21 protein-coding genes and 1 pseudogene are annotated in these 22,878 nt (G+C 59.9%); 11 read left to right on the top strand and 11 right to left on the bottom strand.

The annotated features are described in order from the left end of the window. Window positions 1-9: 9 nt before the first annotated feature. On the top strand, window positions 10-411 hold the full coding sequence (locus BA011_RS11385; RefSeq protein ID WP_003560657.1) for a response regulator: 402 nt from the start codon (window positions 10-12) through the stop codon (window positions 409-411). A gap of 178 nt (window positions 412-589) precedes the next feature. On the opposite strand, the gene BA011_RS45080 is transcribed toward BA011_RS11385, so the two are convergent. The 3 genes from BA011_RS45080 to BA011_RS11370 form a co-directional block, all read right to left on the bottom strand. Further along, window positions 590-853, bottom strand: a complete 264-nt coding sequence (locus BA011_RS45080) for a DUF4440 domain-containing protein (RefSeq protein ID WP_237352652.1) — start codon at window positions 851-853, stop codon at window positions 590-592. Window positions 854-1,041: 188 nt separating this feature from the next. Next, complete coding sequence (locus tag BA011_RS11375; protein WP_065280540.1) at window positions 1,042-2,865, bottom strand: HAMP domain-containing methyl-accepting chemotaxis protein; 1,824 nt, start codon at window positions 2,863-2,865, stop codon at window positions 1,042-1,044. A 199-nt stretch (window positions 2,866-3,064) separates the two neighbouring features. Continuing rightward, a complete protein-coding gene (locus BA011_RS11370) occupies window positions 3,065-4,477 on the bottom strand; it encodes a PLP-dependent aminotransferase family protein (RefSeq protein WP_065280539.1) in 1,413 nt (470 codons plus the stop codon). A gap of 90 nt (window positions 4,478-4,567) precedes the next feature. Here BA011_RS11370 and BA011_RS11365 point away from each other — a divergent pair, with 90 nt between their 5' ends. Beyond that, a complete protein-coding gene (locus tag BA011_RS11365) occupies window positions 4,568-5,431 on the top strand; it encodes a DMT family transporter (protein WP_065280538.1) in 864 nt (287 codons plus the stop codon). A gap of 27 nt (window positions 5,432-5,458) precedes the next feature. Here BA011_RS11365 and BA011_RS11360 read toward each other — a convergent pair whose 3' ends face one another. Then, window positions 5,459-6,073, bottom strand: a complete 615-nt coding sequence (locus tag BA011_RS11360; protein WP_065280537.1) for a 3'-5' exonuclease — start codon at window positions 6,071-6,073, stop codon at window positions 5,459-5,461. 54 nt (window positions 6,074-6,127) lie between these two features. On the opposite strand from BA011_RS11360, the gene BA011_RS41530 reads away from it, so the two are divergent. Together BA011_RS41530 and BA011_RS11355 are read left to right on the top strand one after the other, a co-directional pair. Next, entirely contained in the window at window positions 6,128-6,331 is a 204-nt protein-coding gene (locus BA011_RS41530; protein ID WP_151343455.1) for a hypothetical protein, read from the top strand. Continuing rightward, window positions 6,328-7,065 (top strand): phosphotransferase family protein, encoded by a 738-nt coding sequence (locus BA011_RS11355; RefSeq protein ID WP_065280536.1) that lies wholly within the window; start codon window positions 6,328-6,330, stop codon window positions 7,063-7,065. Before BA011_RS41530 ends, BA011_RS11355 begins: the two co-directional genes overlap by 4 nt. A gap of 77 nt (window positions 7,066-7,142) precedes the next feature. Here BA011_RS11355 and BA011_RS11350 read toward each other — a convergent pair whose 3' ends face one another. The 3 genes from BA011_RS11350 to BA011_RS11340 all read right to left on the bottom strand — a co-directional run bounded on the left by BA011_RS11350 (window position 7,143) and on the right by BA011_RS11340 (window position 9,926). Then, window positions 7,143-7,670 carry a cupin domain-containing protein gene (locus tag BA011_RS11350; RefSeq protein ID WP_065280535.1) on the bottom strand — a complete coding sequence of 176 codons (528 nt, stop codon included), beginning with the start codon at window positions 7,668-7,670 and terminating at the stop codon, window positions 7,143-7,145. 293 nt (window positions 7,671-7,963) lie between these two features. Continuing rightward, window positions 7,964-8,350: a cupin domain-containing protein gene (locus tag BA011_RS11345; protein WP_065280534.1), complete on the bottom strand. Its 387-nt coding sequence runs from the start codon at window positions 8,348-8,350 to the stop codon at window positions 7,964-7,966. Window positions 8,351-8,708: 358 nt separating this feature from the next. After that, window positions 8,709-9,926, bottom strand: a complete 1,218-nt coding sequence (locus BA011_RS11340; protein ID WP_065280533.1) for an ROK family protein — start codon at window positions 9,924-9,926, stop codon at window positions 8,709-8,711. A 200-nt stretch (window positions 9,927-10,126) separates the two neighbouring features. Here BA011_RS11340 and BA011_RS11335 point away from each other — a divergent pair, with 200 nt between their 5' ends. The 5 genes from BA011_RS11335 (at window position 10,127) to BA011_RS11315 (ending at window position 16,698) form a co-directional block, all read left to right on the top strand. Beyond that, complete coding sequence (locus BA011_RS11335) at window positions 10,127-11,401, top strand: ABC transporter substrate-binding protein (protein ID WP_065280532.1); 1,275 nt, start codon at window positions 10,127-10,129, stop codon at window positions 11,399-11,401. A 219-nt stretch (window positions 11,402-11,620) separates the two neighbouring features. Next, window positions 11,621-12,505, top strand: a complete 885-nt coding sequence (locus BA011_RS11330) for a carbohydrate ABC transporter permease (RefSeq protein ID WP_065280531.1) — start codon at window positions 11,621-11,623, stop codon at window positions 12,503-12,505. Further along, on the top strand, window positions 12,505-13,356 hold the full coding sequence (locus BA011_RS11325) for a carbohydrate ABC transporter permease (protein ID WP_065280530.1): 852 nt from the start codon (window positions 12,505-12,507) through the stop codon (window positions 13,354-13,356). Before BA011_RS11330 ends, BA011_RS11325 begins: the two co-directional genes overlap by 1 nt. A 46-nt stretch (window positions 13,357-13,402) precedes the next feature. After that, the gene (locus BA011_RS11320; protein WP_065280529.1) at window positions 13,403-14,548 is read left to right on the top strand and encodes an ABC transporter ATP-binding protein; all 1,146 of its coding nucleotides are present in this window, start codon (window positions 13,403-13,405) and stop codon (window positions 14,546-14,548) included. A gap of 17 nt (window positions 14,549-14,565) precedes the next feature. Beyond that, complete coding sequence (locus tag BA011_RS11315; RefSeq protein ID WP_065280528.1) at window positions 14,566-16,698, top strand: beta-galactosidase; 2,133 nt, start codon at window positions 14,566-14,568, stop codon at window positions 16,696-16,698. 631 nt (window positions 16,699-17,329) lie between these two features. Here BA011_RS11315 and BA011_RS44250 read toward each other — a convergent pair. Then, the gene (locus BA011_RS44250; protein WP_186806543.1) at window positions 17,330-17,620 is read right to left on the bottom strand and encodes a hypothetical protein; all 291 of its coding nucleotides are present in this window, start codon (window positions 17,618-17,620) and stop codon (window positions 17,330-17,332) included. Between the two features lie 606 nt (window positions 17,621-18,226). On the opposite strand from BA011_RS44250, the pseudogene BA011_RS11305 reads away from it, so the two are divergent. Further along, a pseudogene (locus BA011_RS11305) lies at window positions 18,227-18,727 on the top strand (Beta-galactosidase C-terminal domain); the annotation flags it as partial. Between the two features lie 257 nt (window positions 18,728-18,984). On the opposite strand, the gene BA011_RS11300 reads toward BA011_RS11305, so the two are convergent. After that, window positions 18,985-19,965: a LysR family transcriptional regulator gene (locus tag BA011_RS11300; RefSeq protein ID WP_151343453.1), complete on the bottom strand. Its 981-nt coding sequence runs from the start codon at window positions 19,963-19,965 to the stop codon at window positions 18,985-18,987. A 48-nt stretch (window positions 19,966-20,013) separates the two neighbouring features. Here BA011_RS11300 and BA011_RS11295 point away from each other — a divergent pair, with 48 nt between their 5' ends. Then, on the top strand, window positions 20,014-21,000 hold the full coding sequence (locus BA011_RS11295; RefSeq protein ID WP_065280524.1) for an MBL fold metallo-hydrolase: 987 nt from the start codon (window positions 20,014-20,016) through the stop codon (window positions 20,998-21,000). A 416-nt stretch (window positions 21,001-21,416) separates the two neighbouring features. Here the strand turns inward: BA011_RS11295 and BA011_RS11290 are convergent, their stop codons facing one another. Further along, entirely contained in the window at window positions 21,417-22,064 is a 648-nt protein-coding gene (locus BA011_RS11290) for a hypothetical protein (RefSeq protein WP_065280523.1), read from the bottom strand. A gap of 228 nt (window positions 22,065-22,292) precedes the next feature. After that, window positions 22,293-22,700, bottom strand: a complete 408-nt coding sequence (locus BA011_RS11285; RefSeq protein WP_065280522.1) for a lysozyme inhibitor LprI family protein — start codon at window positions 22,698-22,700, stop codon at window positions 22,293-22,295. Window positions 22,701-22,878 lie beyond the last annotated feature (178 nt).

Raw genomic sequence — 22,878 nt, 5'->3', positions numbered from 1 at the left:
GAAGAGCTCATGGTTACCGTTCTGTGCATAGAAGACGAAGTCGAGATCCGGAACCTGCTCGTCGAAGAGTTGAGCGAAGCCGGCTACAAGACGCTCGAGGCTTCCAACGGCGCCGAGGGGCTGGAAATGATCCTGTCGAAGTGGCCCGATATCGTCATCAGCGACATTTCGATGCCTGTGATGGACGGGCACCAGCTTCTGGCCGAAATTCAGATCAATCACCCGGAGCTCTCCAATATTCCCTTCATCCTGCTGACGGCGCTGACCGACCGGGAAAATACGCTGGCCGGCCTTCGCGGCGGAGCGGCGGACTATCTGACGAAGCCGCTCGACTTCGATCTGCTGCTCGCCAAGCTCGAAGGCTGCGTGACGCGTCTTGCCAACGACAAGGCGGTTCACCGGTCGTTCTGATGGTCGATGGCGGAGTTAGGGGTTCCGGCTGCGCTCGGTTCCACGCCTCGGGCGATTTTGACATTGCCGGCGCGGCCGGCAATGGTTCCCTGACGGAAGACGATCTTCCACCTCCCGCCAGAGCTTAACCAGATGGTCGTTCTAAGCTTCGTCCTGTTCGGTTCGTCCAGCGTGTAGTTCAGCAGATAGAGGTTTCGGCGAGCCGTCGGACCGAGAAGTCCCGGCAGGGCCAGTCATGCCTTTCCGGCTGCTTGTAGCGCTCCGGTAGGTTGGAAATGGCGAAGTCGCGCCGGTAGATCCTGCCACTTGCGCCGATCTCGAAGAAATCCTCCGCCGTCATGGCCTCCAGATCGTCACGGCTCGTGCCGAAGGCACGCCGATGGAATATCGGCTCCCTTTGCCGGAGTTCGCCTAGACTGGTTTCGAGATCGAAATCAGACATCGTTATTTTCACTAAATACGCGAATGTCGAACGATATCAATTTGTTCTCGCGAGTTATCGCCACAGCCCGCCTGCTCAGCAAACGTCAGTTAGGACTAGCATCGACAGTCGCGCAGGGAGGCTGTGGCCGGCATTCCTGTTCGCGAAGCCGGTAGACTCCGTGCTTCGCGATGCGATCGTCCTCCGGCTCAAGCCGTCCTGCGAAGCGCGTAAGTGCGGTCCTGAGCGATATCGTTTAGATTGAATTGACTGATCAGCCGGCGAAGCGTGGCGCCTTCGTCGGCAAGCGATGCGGAAGCGGCGCTCGCCTCTTCGACCATGGCAGCGTTTTGCTGCGTGGTCTGGTCGAGACTGTTGACGGCCGTGTTGATTTCCGCAAGTCCGACGGATTGTTCGCGGGCGGAGACGGCGATTGCCTCGACATGCCGGTTCATGGAGACGATCAGCCCACCAATGGTTTTCAGCGCTTCGCCGGTTTTCGAGACCAATACGACGCCGGCGGCGACTTCTCCCGCTGATGCTTGGATCAGCGTTTTGATTTCCTTGGCGGCCTGCGCGGAGCGTTGCGCCAATTCGCGGACTTCCTGTGCCACCACTGCAAATCCTTTGCCTGCCTCGCCGGCCCGCGCTGCCTCGACACCGGCGTTGAGGGCCAACAAGTTGGTTTGGAACGCGATCTCGTCGATTACCCCGATGATGTTGGAAATCTGGCTGGAGGACTGCTCGATCCGGCTCATGGCCTGGACCGCTTGGCTAACGATTTCACCCGATGTCGTCGCACCGGCATTCGCTTGCGCGGCTACCTCACGCGCCTCCTCGGCACGCTTGGAGGCGGATGCGACATTGGCTGTGATTTCATCGAGAGCCGCGGCTGTCTGCTCCAGCGCCGCTGCCTGTTGTTCGGTTCGTTTCGCCAGGTCGTTTGCACTATTGGCGATTTCATTCGAGCCGCCGTCGATATTGACGGCCGATCCCGCCACTTCGGCGAGGGTCTGGCAGAGCTTTGCGACGGCGCCGTTGAAATCCTGGCGCAGGCCCTCGAAATCTGCATCGAAAGGCTCGCTGATCTGAACGGTGAGATCGCCGCCGGCAAGTTGCTTTAGGCTCCCTGCCAATCCGTTCGTGGCTTGCGCCATGGCCGCAGCCCTCGCGCGTTCGATTTGCTCGCGGCGCTGCCGCTCGGATTCCGTCAGCACCCGATTCGTTTCGATATTTTCATCGGCTCTGATCTTGGCAAGTGCCGTCTGCCGAAAGACCTCAACCGCCGCCGCCATCGCACCGATTTCGTCCGTGCGGCTGGAATAGGGAATCTGCATGCCGGTGTCGCCCCCGGCCAGCCCAGTCATCGATTGCGTGATCTTCTTGATCGGACGCGAGATCTGGATTGCTACATAGCAGATCGCGCCAGCAACGATTGCAAGCACAAGTGCCGTGAACGCCCAAGTCGTCCAGAGAATGTCCAAGTACTTGGATTGACTGTTTTCATAGGACGCTTCGGATCCATTAACGTTTATCGTCAGCAATTCATTGGCCAATTCTTCCGCACGATCGACGTATGGCTCCATGTCGGAATAGAAGATCGTCTTGGCAACATCGTTATCGTTCTTGCGGGACTTTTCCAGCATAGGCTCGGACGATTTCTGGTAGCTGGCGGCCTGCTCCTCGATCTGCTGCAGCAATTGGCCTTCGCGCGGCGAGGATATAAGCGGCCGATAAGCTGCAATCGCTTTGTCAAGCTCAGTGCGCTGAGAGGTAATCTTTGCTTCTGCGGCGGCGATGGCCTGGTCGTTGATCGACATGATATGGTTGGCGTAGGCAAACTTCATGCGCTCCAACTCGAAGCCGATATTGCGGACTACCGAAACACTCGGCAGCCAGTTTTTGGCGATTGCCGTTGTGTCCTGGTTAACCTGCTGCACGCTTCTGAGGGAAAACAGCCCAAAGCTCAGGAAGATGAATGCAAACGTTACATTGATAATTGTCAGCGAGGTCCGAACGTTTGGCTTGCGCATGGAATACCTTCTTCGGAGCAATGATCAGGCCAAAGTTCCAGACTTGGTGATCATTCGGCATGTGCGAATTCTAACTCTCTGCATTTAAAGAAAAATGAATATGTATATGAGGCATAGCGGGCAGGCGACTGTGTTCCCCGCGTCTTACGCAGATGGCCACCAGTACGAGGACGATTGCCGCCGAAGAGCCCCCTTATGTCTAATGCCTCTCTTTCTGCAGGATGTCGCTCAGCACCTCGCAAACACGCGGATCGAGTGTTTGGGACACGTTGAAGCGCATGAAATTCGTTGCCGATTGCGACAGGCTGAATGCGTTTCCGGGAGCCAGAACGATTCTCTTTTCGAGTGCGGCCCGCGCCACATCGGCCGCATCGATGCCATCGGGCAGCCGGCACCAGAGGAACATCCCGGCCTGGGGCTCCAGCCAGGGCGTTATACCGAGATTCTTCAGCTTGGCTGAGACCTCGCTCGTCGCCCGGGAGAGCCGGTGTCTCAGCGTCTCCATGTGTTTGCGATAGCTGCCGTCGCTCAAGACGTTCAGCACCAGCTCTGCCGTCAGCCGGCCGCCGCCGAAGGAGGTGGCGATCTTGAGGTCTGTCAGGCCGTCGATCCATTCCGGTTTCGCCACGACGAAGCCGCAGCGGGCCGATGCCGACAGAGTTTTCGAGAAACTGCCGATGTGAATGACCCGCTCGAGCCCATCGAAGGCGGCAAGGCGGGGTGCCGGCGTGTATTCGAAATCGGCGAAGATATCGTCTTCGATGATGGTCAAGTCGAAGTGGTCGGCGAGTTTTAGAACCCGGTGAGCCGTAACGGGAGACAAGGTTGCGCCGGTCGGATTGTGGATGGCGGAGTTGGTGATGTAGAGCCGCGGACGCTCATTGGCGACGACTTGCGCAAACATCTCGATATCGGGACCGGACGCGGTGTAGGGCACGCCGACGATCTTTGCCCGATGGGCGCGCAGCAGCGCATGGAAATTGAAATAGCAGGGATCGTCGACCAGCACCGTGTCGCCGGGTTCCAGCAGGAAGCGGCAGAGCAGATCGATTGCCTGCGTGCCGGAATCGGCCAGCATGATTTGATCCGGGGAGGCTTCGATCCCCCGTTCGCTCATGCGGCGGGAAATCAGCTGGCGCAGTTGCGGCAAGCCGAGCGGAGAGCCGTATTCGGCAAGCGCCGGCCCGTCGGCGCGGGCAAGTGTTCTGAGCCCGCGGCGCATGCCGTCCGCCGGCAGCCAGGAGTGCGGCAGCCAACCGCAGCCGGGCTTCAGGTCGGCTTCGCCGGCCTCAAGCGATTGCCGCGATATCCAGAACGGATCGACCGCGCGGTCGAGCTTCGGGCCGGCCTCTGCAAGCGCAAAGGGCGCTGCCTGGTTGGCGACGTAGAATCCAGAGCCTGGCCTTGCCAGGATCGCGCCTTCGGCGACCAGCCGCTCATAGGCGTCGACGACGGTCGACGTCGACAGCTTCAACGTCGCAGCCAGTCCCCGGACGGAAGGCAGTCTTGAGCCCGGCGTCAAGCTGCGCCCGGCGATGCGCTGCCGGATCGTCGCGACGACCATCTCCACGCGTGTGCGTCCCTCGTTCATCTGTATTGCTTTCTGCATCACTACAGTTTTGAAAAATCGTATCAGACCGTCACTGCCATGACCATCCGTGTTGGCCGATAAGAGTCAGAGAATGAAGGAGTGCAGCGCATCATGGACCGTATGGCATCGGGATGGATCAATGGTTTTATCGGGGTGGTGATCTTCAGCGGATCGCTGCCGGCCACCCGCGTGGCGGTGATGCAGTTCGATCCCGTCTTCCTCACCGTGGCGCGCGCGGCGATCGCCGGCTTTCTCGCGCTCGGCCTGCTGATTGCTTTCAGAGAGAAGCGGCCGAGCCGAGGTGATATTCTCTCCCTGGCCGTCGTCGCGCTCGGCGTCGTTGTCGGCTTTCCCCTGCTGACGGCCTTGGCGCTGCAGCATGTCACGTCAGCCCATTCGATCGTCTTTATCGGCCTGCTGCCGCTCGCAACCGCGATCTTCGGCGTGATCCGTGGCGGAGAACGGCCGAAGCCGGCATTCTGGCTGTTTTCCGTTCTCGGTAGCGCGCTGGTGGCGGGGTTTGCACTGACGCAGGGCCTGACGGCCTCGCCGGTCGGCGATCTGCTGATGCTGGCGGCCGTCGTCGTCTGCGGCCTCGGTTATGCCGAAGGCGGCAGGCTGTCGCGCACGCTCGGCGGATGGCAGGTGATTTCCTGGGCGCTCGTGCTGTCGCTGCCGGTGACGGTTGTGGTCGCGCTTTTCCATCGGCCGGCAACCTTCTCCGGCATCGAAGCGCCGGCGCTGCTCGGTCTTGCCTATGTCTCGCTGTTTTCCATGCTGATCGGCTTCATCTTCTGGTATCGCGGCCTGTCGCAGGGCGGCATCGCCGCCGTCGGCCAATTGCAGCTGCTCCAGCCGTTCTTCGGCCTGGCGCTTGCCGCAACCCTGCTGCACGAGCCCGTGACCTCAGCCATGCTCGCCGTGACCGTTGCCGTCATCCTGTGTGTCGCCGGCGCCTGCAGGTTTGCGCGGTAGGGGAGGATCGGGACGTTCTCTCTGTCCTCAGGTTCGGTGGAAAACCTCGGGCTGCAATTTTCCGCTCTTCATCAGATGTTGCAGCGTGTATGATATCGACAGAGCGTCGTCGAGCGCGTCATGCCCACGCAATGGAGGATGTTCGACCTCGTAATAGTCGGCCAGTTTGTTGCTGGGCGTCTTTGCCAAAACCTCGATCGGCATGCCCGCAGCGACGAGAAGCTTGACGGCGTTGTCGAACCGGCGGGCCGGGATGGAAGGCTGAATGCCTGCGACATAGCAGCTGATGGCCAACATGTTCAGCTCGTCCTTGCCCCACGACCAAAACCGGGCGCCGCCCGAGAAGCTGTCGACGCTGGAAAGGGCATCCTCCAACGCCACGCCATGGGCGTCGATATCCTCTTCGGTGATGCCGGTCAGATTGGTGAAATAAGGATCGAGCGGATACTGCTTACCGAAGCGATCGATGGGCCGAACATAGGACTTGTGCGTATCGAGGATCGGAAACTCGCCCTCGAGGCCAAGCTTGACGGCTCCGATCTGCGCAATGACAGGATCGGGATCGTGGGCCGCGCACCAAAATCTGCGTTGCGAGCCTTCCAGGCAAAGAAATTCACAGTCGAATATGATGGCGGTCCTCATCGTCGACGCTCCTCTGACAAATTATCCGGATTAGTTTAAGGACGAATCCAACGCATGGAGCGCATCCAGATGCAAGCGCCCGGCGTCTCTTTGGAGGCCTATGGCCGCCGGCCAAGCGTGCCGCCTGCAGGTGCTGCCTCGACAATTTCGCTCCCCCGTTTTGGTCGACCGTGGCAAACTGCGATGGCGGTGATCGCGGCATTTCTCGCGAGATCACCATGCAATCTGCTGAAATCAGAAATTGAGGCACCGCAATGACCGAAATCGGTCGGATCCTTGGTTCGGGTAAAGAGGCCGAAGTCTTCGAATATGGCGCCCTGGCGCTGAAGCTGTACAGGCGCGCCGCCTCCAAGGCGTCGTCATTCAGGGAAGCCGCGAACCTGTCGATTCTTGAGAGGCTCGCGCTGCCGGCGCCAAAGGTCCACGCGGTCGGTGAATTCGATGGGCGCTGGGGCGTGTTGATGGATCGGGCGCCCAGCTCCTGTTTTGCCGGCCAATTCGTCTCGACGGCAGGAAGAGCGCCGCTTGAAGACATGGCGCGCCTGCATCGAAGCATTCACGAAAAACCCGGCGAAGGGTTGCCGTCTCTCATGGCCAGGCTTTCCGCCAGGATCCGGCGAGCCGAGGGGCTGGATGCTGCGTCCAGAAAGCGGCTCCTGTCGAAACTTGATTCTCTTCAGGATGGCGACAGGGTGTGTCACGGCGATTTTCACCCATGGAATATCCACGGGTCGGGGCAGGGGTTCATGATCGTCGACTGGCTCGACGCCTGCTGCGGCAATCCTCTGGCCGATGTCTGCCGAACATACGTCCTGTTGCACCATGCGATGCCGGACCGGGCGATGGGCTATGTCGAGGCTTATGCCTCGGTCACCGAATCGGAAGTCAGCGGCATTCTGGCCTGGCTTCCCGCGATTGCCGCCGCGCGGCTGACGGAGGGCGTTGCAAACGAAAATGACGAGCTGTTGCGGTTGGCTGGCCTTCTCCGATGACTGTCGAAGCTCCAAGCAAGCGTTGGTCTCCGCCTTGCGCGAAGCTGCTATTGCGGCCGGCTATCGGCCTGGCTGATCTATCCGCTGTTTCCTCGGTCCTTTGCTTCCCGCACCAGGTCCGGCATACCATCGTGCGGACCGAGGGCGTGAAGGGGATGGTCATCCCACCAATCATTATGCAGCGGTCTGCGGTGAGGGTGGAGCGGGTAGAAAATGCGGTTCTCGGCCTTGTGGCGCTCGCCGACGACGAGGAGGTGCACTTCGGCTTGCGTGTTGTTGAGGAAACTATGGGCGATCCCCGTGCCGGCAGGAAAGCCGACGGCGTCGCCGGGCTTCAGCCGATGCAGGTGGCCATCGAGCCAGACGTCGGGCGCGCCTTCGATGACATAGACAAATTCTTCCTCGGCGCTCTCGGCATGCGGAAAGGATGTGCGCCGGCCAGGCGGCAAGCGCTCGTGATGAATGCCCAATTTCGCCAGGCCGAAATATCGTCCGAAAGGCGCACCGATGCTCATCAACTCGTCGTCATCGTCATAATGCGAGCCGTCAGGCCGTTCGATCTCGCTCCAATGGACGACAAAGGCCGGCCGCTCCGACGTTGCCATGGTAATCCTCCTGATGTGAGAGGTTCAGATGATTGAGAACACGGACATGCTGCCGTGAATGGAAGGCGACCGCAAGGGTGAAACGGTGGCCCGCACGCAAGTGGTGTGGTTGGTCGTCGCTGGCTCAGACGCCTTTCACCATAACCCTCTCCCGGCAAACGGGTCCCGAAGGGCGGCGCGGCAAAGCGAATTCGCATCAATGGGCAGCCAAACCCACGTTTCCTCCATTCCTGCGAGAGCACAGGAATGGGAAGAAAAGTGGTGCCGGCCTGATCACCGGTTATATGAACGGCTCACTTGGCAGGCACGACGAGCGGCGCCCCTTTGCGAACGATGTAAGTCGCCAGTTCCGAAGCCTTGCCGCTGCCGACATTCTTCGCAGAGTGAGCAACGCCCGTAGGAATGAACAAGGATTGGCCGGCTTTAAGGGTAACCGGCTGCCTGCCCGCGAGCTGGTATTCCAGCGTTCCTTCGATGACGAAGGCGATCTCCTCGCCGGGATGCGAGTGACTGGGGGCGAGAACGCCGGGCGCGAAATCGACGCGGACCTGAACGACCTCGTGGCCGGGCACATCGATATCGCTCTTGAGTAGATCGGTGCGCTGTAGCGGCTGTTCCGCGTGTGCAGCAGCTGCGCCGCCGAGAACAAGGGCGAGCGCGATAGCCTGGATCATTTTCATGTCGTCATCCTTCTTGAATTGACCTTTTTCCGACCGGTTGGCCGTATCGGGATTTAAGTCGATGATTGAACCTGGGATGTGTCGGCAAACCCGCATTTTTGTAAGCCAGTGTATCTGCGGTGCGATCAGTCGTGAGGCTGCTCTGACGTGGTCCTATTTAGAGGCGGTGCGGGGTTGGCGAGAACGCCAACCCAATCTCCCTCATCTCTGTGCTCGTCACAGAGATCCAGTGCGCCCAGGTCCCTGGGCGCGGGAGACTTGTTCCTGCAGCAGAGTCAATCACGGCGCGGACGCGCCGTGGCTGGATTCCTGTGACAAGCACAGGAATGAGGGAACGTGGGTGACGCCATTGCCTGAATTAGGCGGCCGACGATGAGTCCACCGGTCTGACGCCGGTAAGATTGGCAATGTCCGTGATGCCGCCGGAGGACTCGAAGTCGAATATTTTCTGGGTGACCAGAGCGGCGGCACCCCGGGCCCAGGAATTGTCTTCCCAGTCGGGCAAGAGCGGTGGGGCGGTTCGGAAGGTCCGGGCGGCGAGGGCTTCGCGCAGCGGCGTCAGGAAAGGGTCGCCGAGGGAGACGGCTTCGCCGCCGGCGACGATGACTTCGGGATCGGTAATGTTGACGAGGTTGGCAAGAGCAGTGCCGATGCCGCGGCCGGAATCGGCGACGAGGGCGAGGGCTGCGGCATCGCCTGATGCGAGCGCAGCCGACAATTCCGGCAGTCCCAGTTCCTCGCGGCCGGTCGCTTCCCGCCAGCGCCGGAGCATCGAGATTTCGGAGTGATAGGCCATAAGACAGCCGCGCTTGCCGCATTCGCAGAGCCGGCCGTTCTCCTCGTAAAGCGTGTGGCCAAATTTGCCGGCAGCACCATTGGCGCCGCGATAGAGCTTGCCGTCGATGACGAGTGCGCAACTGATGCCGACACCGACAGCCAGAACCGCCATGTTGCGATGCTGGCGGCCGAGCCCGAAGAGCTGCTGGGCGATGGCATAAGCGTTGGTGTCGTCCTCCAGCCAGACCGGGACATGGACGCGGCTGGCGACCAGTGAGGCGAGGGCGACATTGTCCCATTTGAATCGGTAGCTGCGCACGCAGGCCGTCTGTTCGTGGTTGATGACGCCGGGCATGGAGATGCCGATACCGGCGAGCTTCGCGTTCGGCCGGCCGGCGAGCTTCACCAGTTCGGGAACCGTGCCGGCCAGCAGGTCGGCGACCTTATCGGGGTCGTGGCTGTCGAGGCTTACCCGCATGGCGGCGACGGGGTTGGTGGCGAGGTCGGTTGCCACGCACTCTACCGAATCCACCATCAGCTTAAAGCCGACGGCAAGCGCGTGCTCGTAATTGATATCCACCGGAATCGGGCGGCGGCCGGTGAGGCCGGGTACGGTCTTCCCTTCGATGACGATGCCTTCCTCCAAAAGGTCGGCGACGACGAAGGTGACTGCGGCCGGGCTCAAGCCGATGACGGTGGCGATATCGGCGCGGCTCCTCGGCCCCTCGCGACGGAGGAGGTTGAGGATGAGGCGTCGGTTCATGGCTCTCGCCGTGGTCTGGTCGCCTTTTAACTTCACGATACATTCCTTAATTTTGTAAATTAATTATTGCGAGCTGGTTCGATCTATGCATAAGTTTGGCCGCCGATCAACTGAGCCAGGCGGATTATACGCCTTGGGACGACGGATGGATCGGCGCGTTGAATGCCTGATCGAGCGCTTCAAGGAGGAGGCCGCTTGGGCCAGGCTGTGTCGATCGATCAACTGGGAGGAATTCAATGGCATTTTCAAAGCAATTTCCGTCAACCACCCGCAGGAGCTTCCTGAAGGGTGCGGGCATGGTGTCTGCCGCTGCGGTCACCGGCAGTTTTCCGATCCCTGCGATCGCGCAGGCCCAAGAGGTCACGATGATCTCGGCCGAAAACAATGGCGCTGCGCTCGACGCGCTGAAGGCGATCGCCGCTAGCTTCAGCAAGGAAGCCGGCGTCAACGTCGTCATCAACAATATGGACCACGAGGCCCACAAGACGGCCATTCGCAACTATCTCGTCGCCGGCGCGCCTGACATTTGCTCCTGGTTTTCGGGCAACCGCATGCGCGCCTTCGTCAAGCGCGGCCTGTTTGACGACATCTCCGACCTTTTCGAGAAGGAGAAGTACAAGGACGTGCTGGGTGCCACGGCCGGCGCCGTCACCGACGGGGGCAAGCAATATGGCCTTCCCACTGGCGGCACGCTCTGGGGCATGTTCTACCGCAAGGATGTGTTCGAGCAGCATGGTCTGAACGTGCCGACGACGGCCGACGAGTTCATGGCCTATGGCGACAAGTGCAAGGCCGCGGGCATCACGCCGGTTGCGATCGGCACCAAGGAATTGTGGCCGGCGGCCGGCTGGTTCGACCAGATGAACCTTCGCGTCAACGGCCTCGACAAGCATATGGCGCTGATGAACGGCGAGATGAGCTATCTCGATCCCGCGTTGACGGCGGTTTTCGATCAGTGGGAGGCGATGATTTCGAAGGGGTTCTTCACGGAGAACCATACGTCCTTCGGCTGGCAGGAGGCCGCGGCGCTGCTGGCGCAGAAGAAGGCCGGCATGATGAACCTCGGCGCTTTCCTGCGCTCGGCTTTCACCGCCGAAGATCTGCCGCAGCTCTCCTATGCGACCTTCCCGGTGCTCGACGCCAAGGTCGGCCACTTCGAGGAGTTCTCGGTCAATTCGATCCACATTCCCGCAAAAGCCAAGAACAAGCAGGGCGCACGCGACTTCCTCGCTTATTTCTACAAGCCGGAGAATCTGGCGGCCTATCTGGAGCCGGGCGGCAACGTGCCGCCACGCAGCGATCTGCCGCCGAGCAAGGATCCGCTGGTCAACGTCGCCGTCGAGACGATGAAGACGGTGCAGGGCACGTCGCAATATTACGACCGCGACAGCGACCCCGACATGGCGCAGGCAGGTCTCGTCGGCTTCCAGGAGTTCATGGCCAAACCCGACCGGCGCAAGGCGATCCTGACGCGCCTCGAAGGCACGCGCAAGCGGATTTACAAGATCTGACCTGGACGTCTCAGCCCAGTTTGTTGGCAAGCTACCGCCCTTCACTCGACGTCATCCTCGGCCTTGTGCCGAGGATCTGCTGCGCATCGGCGTGGGCAGATGCTCGGGACAAGGCCAAGCATGACGAAAGAGAGGTTGGCGGGCTTTGCCAGCAGCCTGAGGCCCGCAGCCTGCTCTTCGCCTGGGGGCATAGCGCCGTTATAATATGAGGCTCCTGATATGTTGATGTTATGGCGCCGCCAGCGTTGGTGGCTTACCCCGACTTTGCTCATCGCGCCCGCGATCGTGCTGTTCTTCACGGTCATCCTGCTGTCGGCGGTAAGAAGTCTCTGGATCAGCCTGCACGACTGGGATGGCTTCGGCCCGATGGTGTGGATCGGCTTCGGCAATTACGTCGAGCTTTACAACGATCCGCAATTTTACGTGTCGCTGAAGAACAACCTGATCTGGCTGGTGATGTTCATGGCAGCACCACCTCTCGGGCTCGCCATCGCGTTGCTGGTCAACCAGAAAATCCGCGGCATGCGCTTCCTGAAGTCGCTGTTCTTCATTCCGCTGGTGCTTGCCTCGGTGACGGTCGGCGTCGTCTTCACATGGGTCTATACGCCGGAGTTCGGGTTGCTGGCGCTGATCTTCAGGGCGTTCGGGGCGACGGCGCCGGCGGTTCTCTCCGACGAGCATTTCGCCACTTTTGCGATCGTGATTGCCGCGCTCTGGCCGCAGATCACCTTCTGCATGGTGCTTTATCTCGCCGGCCTCAACAATTTGAGCGAAGAGCTGATCGGGGCGGGGCGCGTCGACGGGGCGAGGGGCTGGAACATGCTGTGGCACATCGTGCTGCCGCAGCTGACCCAGGTCACCTTCATCGCCATTGCCGTCACCGTCGTCGGGGCGCTCAGGTCCTTCGACATGGTGTCGGTGATGACGAACGGCGGCCCGTTCGGTTCGTCCTCGGTTCTCGCCTACCAGATGTTCGAGCAGTCGATCTTCTCCTACCGCTTCGGCTACGGCGCGGCGATCGCTTCGGTGCTGTTCGTGATCATGGCCGTCTTCATCGTCTGGTACCTCAGCCGCATCATCCATACCGAAGAAAGGGGAGGCTGATGTATCCTCGTCCCATTCCCGATGCCGCCATCTGGCAGCGCCGTCTTTACGTGCTCGCTGTCGTCATCGTCCTGCTGCTCTGGCTCTGCCCGCTGTTTGCGATCATCCTCACCTCGTTCCGCTCGACCGAGGATGTGATGGGCGGCAATCTGTGGGGATGGCCGACCGGGATCGGCGTGGTCGACAATTACACTGATGTCTTCACGCAGACGCCGATGGCCCGCTACTTCCTCAACAGCCTGACGATCACCATTCCCTCGGTGATCGGCGTGCTGGTGCTCTCCACACTCGCCGGCTACGTGCTGTCGCGCTATCGCTTTCCCGGCAACATGCTGATCTTCGCGCTGTTCGTCGGCGGCAATTTCCTGCCGCACCAGATCATGATGATCCCGGTGCGCGACCTGATGGTCCGGCTCGACCTGATCGATACGACCGCGGCGCTGATCATCTTCCACGTCGCCTTCCAGACCGGCTTTGCGACACTGTTCATGCGCAATTTCATCGCGGCACTGCCCGATGAACTGTTCCAGGCGGCGCGCGCCGAGGGGGCGTCTCCCTTCCAGACCCTATGGTATGTGGCGATCCCGCTGGTGCGGCCGGCGCTGGCCGCACTCGCCATCCTGATCTTCACCTTTATCTGGAACGATTACTTCTGGGCCGTGGTGCTGACCGTCAGCGACTCCGTCAAGCCTGTGACTGCCGGCCTTGCCAATCTTCGCGGTGAGTGGGTCTCGGCCTGGAACTTGATCTCCGCCGGCACCATCGTCGTCGCCGTGCCGCCCGTCGTCATGTTCTTCCTGATGCAGCGCCACTTCATCGCCGGTCTGACGATGGGCGCGGTGAAGGGATGAGCCAGCGCCTCGATATCAAGTTTTCAACAGCAGAGAGCCAGGACGCATGACCAGTCTCGAACTCCGACAGATCAACAAGAATTACGGCGCCTATCATGCGCTGCGCGGCATAGACCTTTCCGTAGCGCAAGGCGAGTTCATCGTCATGGTCGGCCCCTCCGGCTGCGGCAAGTCCACGCTTTTGAAGACGATCGCCGGTCTGGAGGAGATCTCCTCCGGCCAGATCCTGATCAACGGCCGCGACGTCAGCAAACAGGAGCCAGGGGATCGCGGCATCGCCATGGTCTTCCAGTCCTACGCGCTCTATCCGCATATGACGGTGGCGGAGAATATGGGCTTCGGTTTGCGCATGGCCAAGCGCCCGAAGGCCGAGATCGAGGCGGCGGTGGCGCGCGCAGCCAAGATCCTGAGGATCACCGACCAGTTGGGGAAACGGCCGAAGCAGCTCTCCGGCGGGCAGCGGCAGCGCGTGGCGATCGGCCGGGCGATCACCCGTTCGCCCGACGTTTTCCTCTTCGACGAACCGCTGTCGAACCTCGATGCGGCACTTCGAACCCAGATGCGCGTCGAACTCAGCAGCCTGCATGCCGAACTCGGCGCCACCATGGTCTACGTCACCCATGACCAGGTGGAGGCCATGACCATGGCGAGCCGGATCGTCGTCTTGAATCAGGGGGTGATCGAGCAGGTCGGCTCGCCGCTCGAACTCTACCGCAACCCAGACAATCTCTTCGTCGCGGGCTTTCTCGGCGCCCCGCGGATGAACTTCCTCGGCGTTACCGTCGACGAAGTGTCCGGCCGCAATGTCACGGTCTCCGCACCGGGCCTCGTGCCGGTGACGGTGGAACTGGCGGAGGCGACGGTGCTGGCGAAGGGCACCAGCCTGACGCTCGGTGTGAGGCCGGAAAACATATCGATGGTCGCCGACGGGGCGCAGGGCGGAGCGATCAACGGTCAGGTCCGGCTGGTCGAGCATCTCGGGCGCGAAACCATTCTCTATGTCGATGCCGGCAACCTCAGGACCATCGCCTCGGAAAGCGGCACCGGCAACATCACGGTGCAGTTGAGCTACGTCGCGCCTTTTGCCGCCGACCAGAACGTGGCGCTGAAGCTCGACGCCGACGAACTTTATCTCTTCTCACCCGACGGCGGACGCACGATCAGCGCCCGCAAGACGACCCTTGACAGATAATCACAGGAAACATCACCGTGTCCGACAAGACCCTCTCCGTATGGAACCCCGTCAACACCGACCGCTTCCTCGTCGGAGCCCCGCACTATCCCGAGCACGTCGATGAAAGCTACTGGGAGCGCGACGCCGAGCGCATGGCGAGGGCCGGCTTCAACGTGGTCAGAATGGCTGAATTCGCCTGGCATATTCTCGAGCCGCAGCTCGGCACCTTCGATTTCGACCTGTTCGATCGCGCCATCGCCATGCTCGGGCGCTATGGCATCGACACGATCATGTGCACGCCGACGGCAACGCCGCCGCGCTGGCTGACCGTGGCGCATCCGGAGATCTTAAGGGTCGACGGCAAGGGCCGGCCGATGAGCCATGGCTCGCGCCAGCATTGCGACACGGCAAGTCCGGTCTTTCGCGAACACAGCCGGCGGATCACCAAAGCGATGGCCGAGCACTATCGCGACAACCCTTATGTCATCGGCTGGCAGACCGACAACGAGTTGAACACCAGCATGCCGGAGAGCTTTTCGAAGGCGACGCTCACCGAATTCCAGGCCTTTCTTGCCGGCAGATACGGCGAGATCGGCAAGCTCAATACGGCATGGGGCGGCGATTTCTGGGCGACGGCCTATGACAGCTTCGACCAGGTGGTGCTGCCGATCGAGTTCGGCCCGACTTTCCCGAGCCCCGGCCACCTCCAGGATTATCACCGTTTCCTGGCCTTCTCGACAGCGCGCTTCCAGCACGACCAGGTCGAGATCCTGCGCGCCGTCAAACCCTCCTGGTTCGTCTTCCACAATCTTGGGGGCCTTAGGGATATCGACTTCCGCGGCCAGTTCACCACCGATCTCGATTTCGTCGGCTACGACATCTATCCGATGCTCTATGATGAGTTCCAGCGGCTCGGAAATCACGCCAAGGTGCAAGCGCTGCACCTCGATATCTGCCGCGGCTTCTCCGGCAACTACATCGTGCCTGAGCAGCAGTCGGGTTTCGGTAGCCAGCCGGGCTTCTGCACGCTGACGCCGGAGCCGGGGGAGCTGCGTCGCATGGCGCTTTCCTCGGTTGCCCATGGCGCCGACGGTTTGATGTTTTTCCGCTGGCGGCCCGCCCATTTCGGCGCGGAGATCTATTGGATGGGCATCATCGATCACGACGACGTCGCCCGCCACCGCTATGAGGAGGCCAAGCGCTTCGCGACCGAGATGACCGCGCTGGCGCCCAAGATCCTCGGCACCTATGTGCGCATGGATGTCGGCATCGCCGGCTCGGACTTCGACAATCAGGAAGCGCACAAGACCTATCCGATCGGCCTGCCGAGCCCGCAGGACGATGCGATCCTGCTGCACCAATATTGCTACGACCTCGGCATTGCCTGCGGTTTCATTCATCCCGAGGACGATCTTTCCAAGCTGAAGCTGCTCTATGTGCCCCATTGGGTGATGTGGAAGGACGAATGGACCGAGAGGCTGAAATCCTTCGCCGAGCAGGGCGGCACCGTCGTCATCGGCGCGCGCACCGGCACGCGCAACGAAGACAATCACGTCATCCGCGAGACCGCACCCGGCACCTCGCTGTCGCAACTCACAGGCGTGCGTGTCGAGGATTTCGGCCGTCTCGCCGCCCCCGGCGCCAATGGGCTTTTCGATGTGATGGAGCGTTCGGGCGGGCTTGTCATTCCGCCGAACAAGCCGGCGGAATCGCACCGCCGCGAACGCCGCTTCAAGATCGGCAACCGCGAACTGGCTGCCGGCTACTTCTACGAAAACCTGGCGATCGCAGGCGATGTCGAAGTGGTCGCGGCCTGGTCCAACCGCTATGCCGAGGGCCAGCCGATGGCGACGTCGCGCAAGCTCGGCAAGGGGCAGGTGGTCTATATCGGCACCTATCTCACCCCGGATCTGACGGCAGCGCTTGCCGAGCGGCTGTTTGCATCCGTCGGCATCGAGCCGCTGATCGGCGACCTTCCCGATGGCGTCGAGGTGACCATGCGGATGAATAACGACCGCCAGTTGCTGTTCATCCAGAACTACACTGACCAGCCGGCCGCCATCGGCGGCATTCCCGCTGGCCGCGATCTCCTCGATGACGAAAAGCCCGTTGCCGGCAAGCTCGATCTCGAAGGCTACGGCTGCGCGATCATCGAACTGAAGGGATGAGCTTGCGCGTGGCGTCGAAGCCAAAGAGCTGCCTCACACCAACCCTCTCCCCTAAATGGGGCGAGGGAACGTGCCCGAAGCCGCTTCGGCTCAATACCGATCATCGTGGAGCGCCGGTCTGGGGAAGGAAGGCGGGAACGCAATGAATTTACAGCTCGTCGTTTAATGCAGTTTCGTGGAACTCATGTCCTCGAAATGGGCGGCAGGTGTTGATCTACGCTTATCCTTGCTTGGATCAGGTCCCGCGCAAAGATGTGAAATCGAAGATTCTGCAAACAGCTCATGAGCTTTTCTCGAGCCAAAGACGTAGGTTCGCCCCGGAGAACGCCCCCGGCAATTTCGGCTTCCTGGACCGCGATCTGTATTCGATCATCGGTGACCCGCCGTGTGGCTGCTTCAAGTGCGGAGAACTGTGCCATTACTCATCATAGCACAGTCCGAAGATCGAAACTGAGATAGTTTAAATGCGCCTTCATGAGTGCTGGGCGCGCCTTCTGTTTCCACCTGCTCGTATGCGGCCCGTGCACGCTCATGCACACACGCTTGCTTGAAACTTGCGGTCATGACCGACAGACGCGAATGTGCTGCTTCGTCTCGTCGTAACCGCGCGCCGAATTTGGAAACGACAGGGTCATTTCGCCACCGCCTGTTTTTCAGGCGATCGCGGCGTCATTTGCGATATCCCCTGCATTCGTCGAAGTGCCGGCCGTAAAAGATCGTCTCGACGTTTCAGCGCCGACAACAATTCGTTTTCCGAAGATACGCCATTTCGAAATTCCGTTTTGAGAAAGGTAAGTGCGGCACGCTTTTCTTCGGGGTCTGCAACAGCGTGGCTGCCCCGAAAGCCGGCACTTCGAAGGACCGTCCTGATAAGGCCGATGTCGGTTGGATCATCAATTTCTGAGAAGTGAATGGAAGACATGACGTCCTCCTTCTTGGGGCTAGGGTAAATTGCCCTCAAACAGCAGCGCCCGTGACATGGCTGCCGTCAGATCAAAGGTGGTTACGATACCTTCAGTTTGCAATGATGCCCACGGCGGCGAACGTGGCATCACGTCGCCGCTGATGTATCGAGAGAGACCGGGGCGCTGTTCGATGAGTTCCGCCGTGGAGATAGGGACCGGCGAGGCAAAGCCATAACCGGTTTCAACTCAGCTGTTCTTGGAACTCGTTTTGATCCGCTTCGTTCCAAATCAGGCGTGAAACCTAGAAAACACTGCTCGTAACAGCTGGAATGCTCGAAAGTTCTTCATGCGTTCACGCAAGTATCAGTAAGTCTGCATAAAGAAAAATCGCGAAACTATCGACCTTTAAACTAAAATTTATAAAATCGCTAAAGAATTTATCCTTTTTCAATCTATCGTATTTGGATATAATAGTATTATAATTTATTCTGCCATAAATTCACTTGGGGATCTCAACCGAAAGATTGGAATTCAACGCGATCAAACGCCGAAATATCCGGCCGCGATCCGCTTGAGATGACTAGGCGCACGTTCGAGAAATTCCGACCAGCGAATTCGCAGGACGCGCCGGCGGGCTTGTCATTCCACCGAACAAGCCGGCGGAATCGCATCGCCGCGAACGCCGCTTCAAGATCGGCAATCGCGAACTGGCTGCCGGCTACTTCTACGAAAACCTGGCGATCGCAGGCGATGTCGAAGTGGTCGCGGCCTGGTCCAACCGCTATGCCGAGGGCCAGCCGATGGCGACGTCGCGCAAGCTCGGCAAGGGGCAGGTGGTCTATGTCGGCACCTATCTCACCTCGGATCTGACGGCAGCGCTTGCCGAGCGGCTGTTTGCATCCGTCGGCATCGAGCCGCTGATCGGCGACCTTCCCGATGGCGTCGAGGTGACCATGCGGATGAATAACGACCGCCAGTTGCTGTTCATCCAGAACTACACTGACCAGCCGGCCGCCATCGGCGGCATTCCCGCTGGCCGTGACCTCCTCGATGACGAAAAGCCCGTTGCCGGTAGGCTCGATCTCGAAGGCTACGGCTGCGCGATCATCGAGCTCGCGGGGTGAGTTGCGCTCGCCAGGAGAAAGCTTGGCGAGGGCTGCTGCTGCATTCTCCGCCGTCCTCGGCCTTGAGCCGAGGATCCATATCACGGGCCTGAACGGGTGCCATTGTAGATGCTCCCGTCCGTCGATCCCGAGCATGATGGAGAGGACTGGCAGCGGAAGGACTATTCATGGCGCGGACGCGCCGATCACGACCTGTCAACGTCGGCGTTGTCCTTTCAGGTCGAGAAGGGAGTCAGGCGTAGGTCATGACCGTGCAATTAAGCCGGCATCCGGGACAGCTTCCAATCGTAGGAGCGCAAGAAGCTCACCAGTTCTCGCATGGCGGCGCTGGAGTGTCTTTTGCTCGGGTAATAGAGATACCAGCTTGGCAAAAGGGGGCTCCAGTCCGTCAGAACCTCCGTCAACCGGCCGTTCGTCAGGTAAGGTGTCGCGTAGTCCTCGAAGATATGGGCCAATCCGCATCCGGCGACTGCGGCCTGCAATTCGTTGTGTGCTGAACTCACCGTCAGTCGTCCCTCCGGCAAGACTTCGAGGGCGTCTCCGCCCTTTTCAAATTTCCAGGATACCAGCGTGCCGCCGGGAAATCGTCGTCGAATGCAGTTGTGGCCGGCGAGATCATTGGGGGTCAGAGGCAGGCCATGCTTTGCAATATAGTCCGGCGACGCCACGATCGCGTATCGAAGCGATGGCCCCAGCGGTATTGCGATCATATCTTGTGCCAGTTGCTTTCCGAACCGAACGCCCGCGTCAAAGCCTTGCTCGACGATGTCGATGACCGCTGCATCGCTGATGAGCTCGACCTTGATGTCCGGGTATGTGTCCATAAAGGTGAACATTGCCGGACAGAGCAGGTGATCGATTGCGGGGCCTGGCGTATTGATGCGAAGGGTGCCGGCGGGGTTTTCCTTTAACTGGTTAAGGTCATCGACTGCGAGGCGGATGTCCGTCAAAGCTGGACCGAGGCGCTGCAGGAGACGCTGTCCCGCCTCCGTCGGCGAAACGCTTCTTGTTGTCCTGTTGAGCAGGCGGATGCCGAGCGCCTCTTCCAAAGCGTTGATTGTCTGGCTGAGTGCCGATGATGAAACGCCTCGCTCCAGGGCGGCGGCCCTGAAACCGCCGCACCTGACGATCGCCGCAAAAACATCCAGGCTATCCAAACGAAACTGATCCATTGCGAAGCCTACCTTATCAAGCTGCGTAGATTTGCTCGTCTTATCAGCGCAGTGATTTGAGGTCATCTAAATACCTCAACCGCACATGCGGATTGTCGACTGAAAGGAAAAGCAATGGATCGTCTCACATTGAACCGGCGAACGGTCATGGTTTCAGCGGTTGCTGGAACGGCCGCTCTGCTGCTCGGAGGTTCAGCCGGATCAGGCAATGCGCAGGTGCAGAGCCCGGACGCCAGGAATGTTGGATATTATCGATTTCGGGTCGGGCAGATCAAAGCGACAGTTTTGAGCGATGGCGTGATCGGCGGCCCACCGACGGTCTATGCCAACGATGCTCCGGAGGCCGAGCTGCAGGAAGTCCTTCGCCACGCTTTCCTTCCTACCGATCACATGACGCTTCAACTCAACACGCTGCTGCTCGAGGTCGGCGACAGGCGGATATTGCTTGAGGCGGGAGCCGGGGCCACGATGGGACCGAATGCGGGGCGTGTGTTCGACAATCTCGCGGCCATCGGTCTCGCTGCAGGCGATGTCGACACGATCGTGGTATCCCACACGCATCCTGATCATGTCGGCAATCTCAGCACTTCCGAAGGCAAAAAAGCGTTTCCCAAGGCCATCGTCTACGCACCCCGGGCAGACTGGGATTTTTTTGTGCGCAACAATCCCGATCTCTCCTACATGCCGGTACCAAGGGACTTTCGTGACCGGTTTGCAGCGGCGATCAAACGGAGTGTCGAGCCGATCGCAAAGGACATCGAGCTCTACGAGGCAGGTGCGGAAATCGTGCCGGGCCTCACCACGATAGCTGCGCCCGGACATACGCCTGGCATGGCAACATTCCTGGTCCACTCAGGAAACGACCAACTGCTCCTCACTGCGGACCTTGCCTATCACCCGGTCGTCAATATCGACCATCCATGGCGACCCGGACCTGACAGAGACAAGGATACCGCGCTCGCGTCGCGCCGCCTCATATTCGATATGGCCGCGACCGATAAGCTCCTTGTTCTCGGGTTTCATTACCCTTTCCCCGGGCTCGGACGAATGCTCAAGACCGACATGGGTTACGCCTGGGTCCCGGCGGGCTGGCAGTTCTAATCAGATATCGACCTGGAGGTTTTCTCATGACCCGAACGACAGTGCCGCCGTCGAGAGGTTCCGCTCGACGTGGTCTGGCGAAGCTCCACCGAGCGGAAGTCATTTCCGCTTCTGGCCGAAGCGGTCATTGGTGAGGAATTTAGTTGGTTCGCTTAGGACCCAGAGTTGCTGTCATCGAAAGCCGAATGGGGCTGCGCTTGGCTGAACATTTCCCAGAAAATATATACGACAGATGGTCCCAAAGAACAGCGACCTATAGCGGGCCCCCTAATCGGGCCTCGCTCGCTGCGCAGCGGTTTGCGTTGGAAAATATGCAAAAAAAAGCATTTCCGTACTCAAACAAAACGGAAATGCTCTCTTAATTTAGTGTGGAGCTATACTGGTCAGCTCCACACTGCTCGCACCTGAATTCGCGGTTATTCGTCTGATGTCGCCGGCGCGGCGTTCTCCAGCGAGGTGCGGATTTGATCGATCTTCCCGTTTGCGTCGCCAACCCCGAGAATGGTTTTGGCCTGGCTCAAAACCGCCGGACTGACTTCACCGGTTTTCGTTGCGGAAGCCAATGCGTCCTCCAGCGCCTCGTCCCCCAACAGAGGGTCATCGGCCGCGGGCTCGATTCCATTGTCGAGTTCATACTGAGCATAGGCCACGGCGTAAGCCGCGATAGCCGTCATGCGTGGGTCCGACGTATGCATCAACGCCTTGTAGTTTCGCTTCAAGGAGTTCAGGCCCGCAAGTTGCGCCGACAGGTTCTTTTCTTTCGTGCTGACTTTGGTCTCGTCTGCCTTGACGGACTTGGACTTGCTTGCCGCCTCGGTGGACTTGCCTTTCACGCCTTGCGATTTGGAGCTGCCATGGGTTGAACCGCTACCCTGGCTGCTGCTGCCATGGTTGCCGCTGTTTCCACCGCCGCCGCCATGACCGCCGCCATTGCCCCCACTGTTGCCGCCGCCGTTTCCACCGCTCTTTGCCAGTGCGGCCATGTCGATCCCGGCAATCGTTACCGGGCTTGCTGCAATAGCCAGCGAGAGCAAGGCCAAGGACGCTAAGGTTGCCGTGCGCATCGTTTTCCTCCGAATCAGATCATCAAGCGCCGGGCAGATGCACGGCTTGAGCAGGTAGGGGAGGTTAGACGTTGATCGCCCCTTGCACATCGGACCGAGGTCCGATGCTGGTCCCGTCTATAGTCCTACACGGCTTCGTATACTTAACGATTCCTGGTCGGAACCGGTCGACGGGACGGGAAGGCGGGAGACCGAGGAGCCGAGGCGTAACTTCGATATTTCAGATGTTTAATTTGCCCCCGGGACCGGGCAGTCCAGGTCCCCGTCATTGCACTTCAGGTAAACCTTGAGCGCTTCCGTGCGGCTTTGAGTCAGGCCGTCGTGGCACGAAGTGTTGACGAACGGATAGGCGGTGCCACCCTGGACGGTCGAGCTTTGAAAATTGCACTCGGCATCACGGAATGCAATCCATGCCTTCTGGGTCGCTACGAGAAGCTTGGTGGTGTCGGCATCATCCTTCAGCCGACCTTCGATCTTCTTGTAGACCTTGTTCATCTCCGCATCCGACTTCTTCAGGGATTCAGCCGCGCAGATGTTCATGTCTGACTGATTTGTCTTATCGCCGCAGTTGTCATCTGCAAATGCGAACGCTGACGTCGTCAGGACCAAAGTGGCGGACAGCAACAAAGCTCTCATAATGGACCTCTTTCCGATTGAATGGATATCCAAACACCGCATGCCCCGTTGCTGGTATTAACCCCATTTCTGCTCCCTGCCATCAAGTCGACGTCATCTCACCATTCATTTTCCATGGGTTGGTGACGGTTTCATTACCTTGGGTACGCCTTGCTGAGCGAGCACGATACATTCCAGG

Origin of the sequence: Rhizobium leguminosarum (assembly GCF_001679785.1) — a bacterium.
Classification (GTDB): domain Bacteria; phylum Pseudomonadota; class Alphaproteobacteria; order Rhizobiales; family Rhizobiaceae; genus Rhizobium; species Rhizobium leguminosarum_R.
The sequence above is the reverse complement of the archived record's forward strand: the minus strand, read 5'-3'. Positions and strand labels throughout refer to the sequence as shown.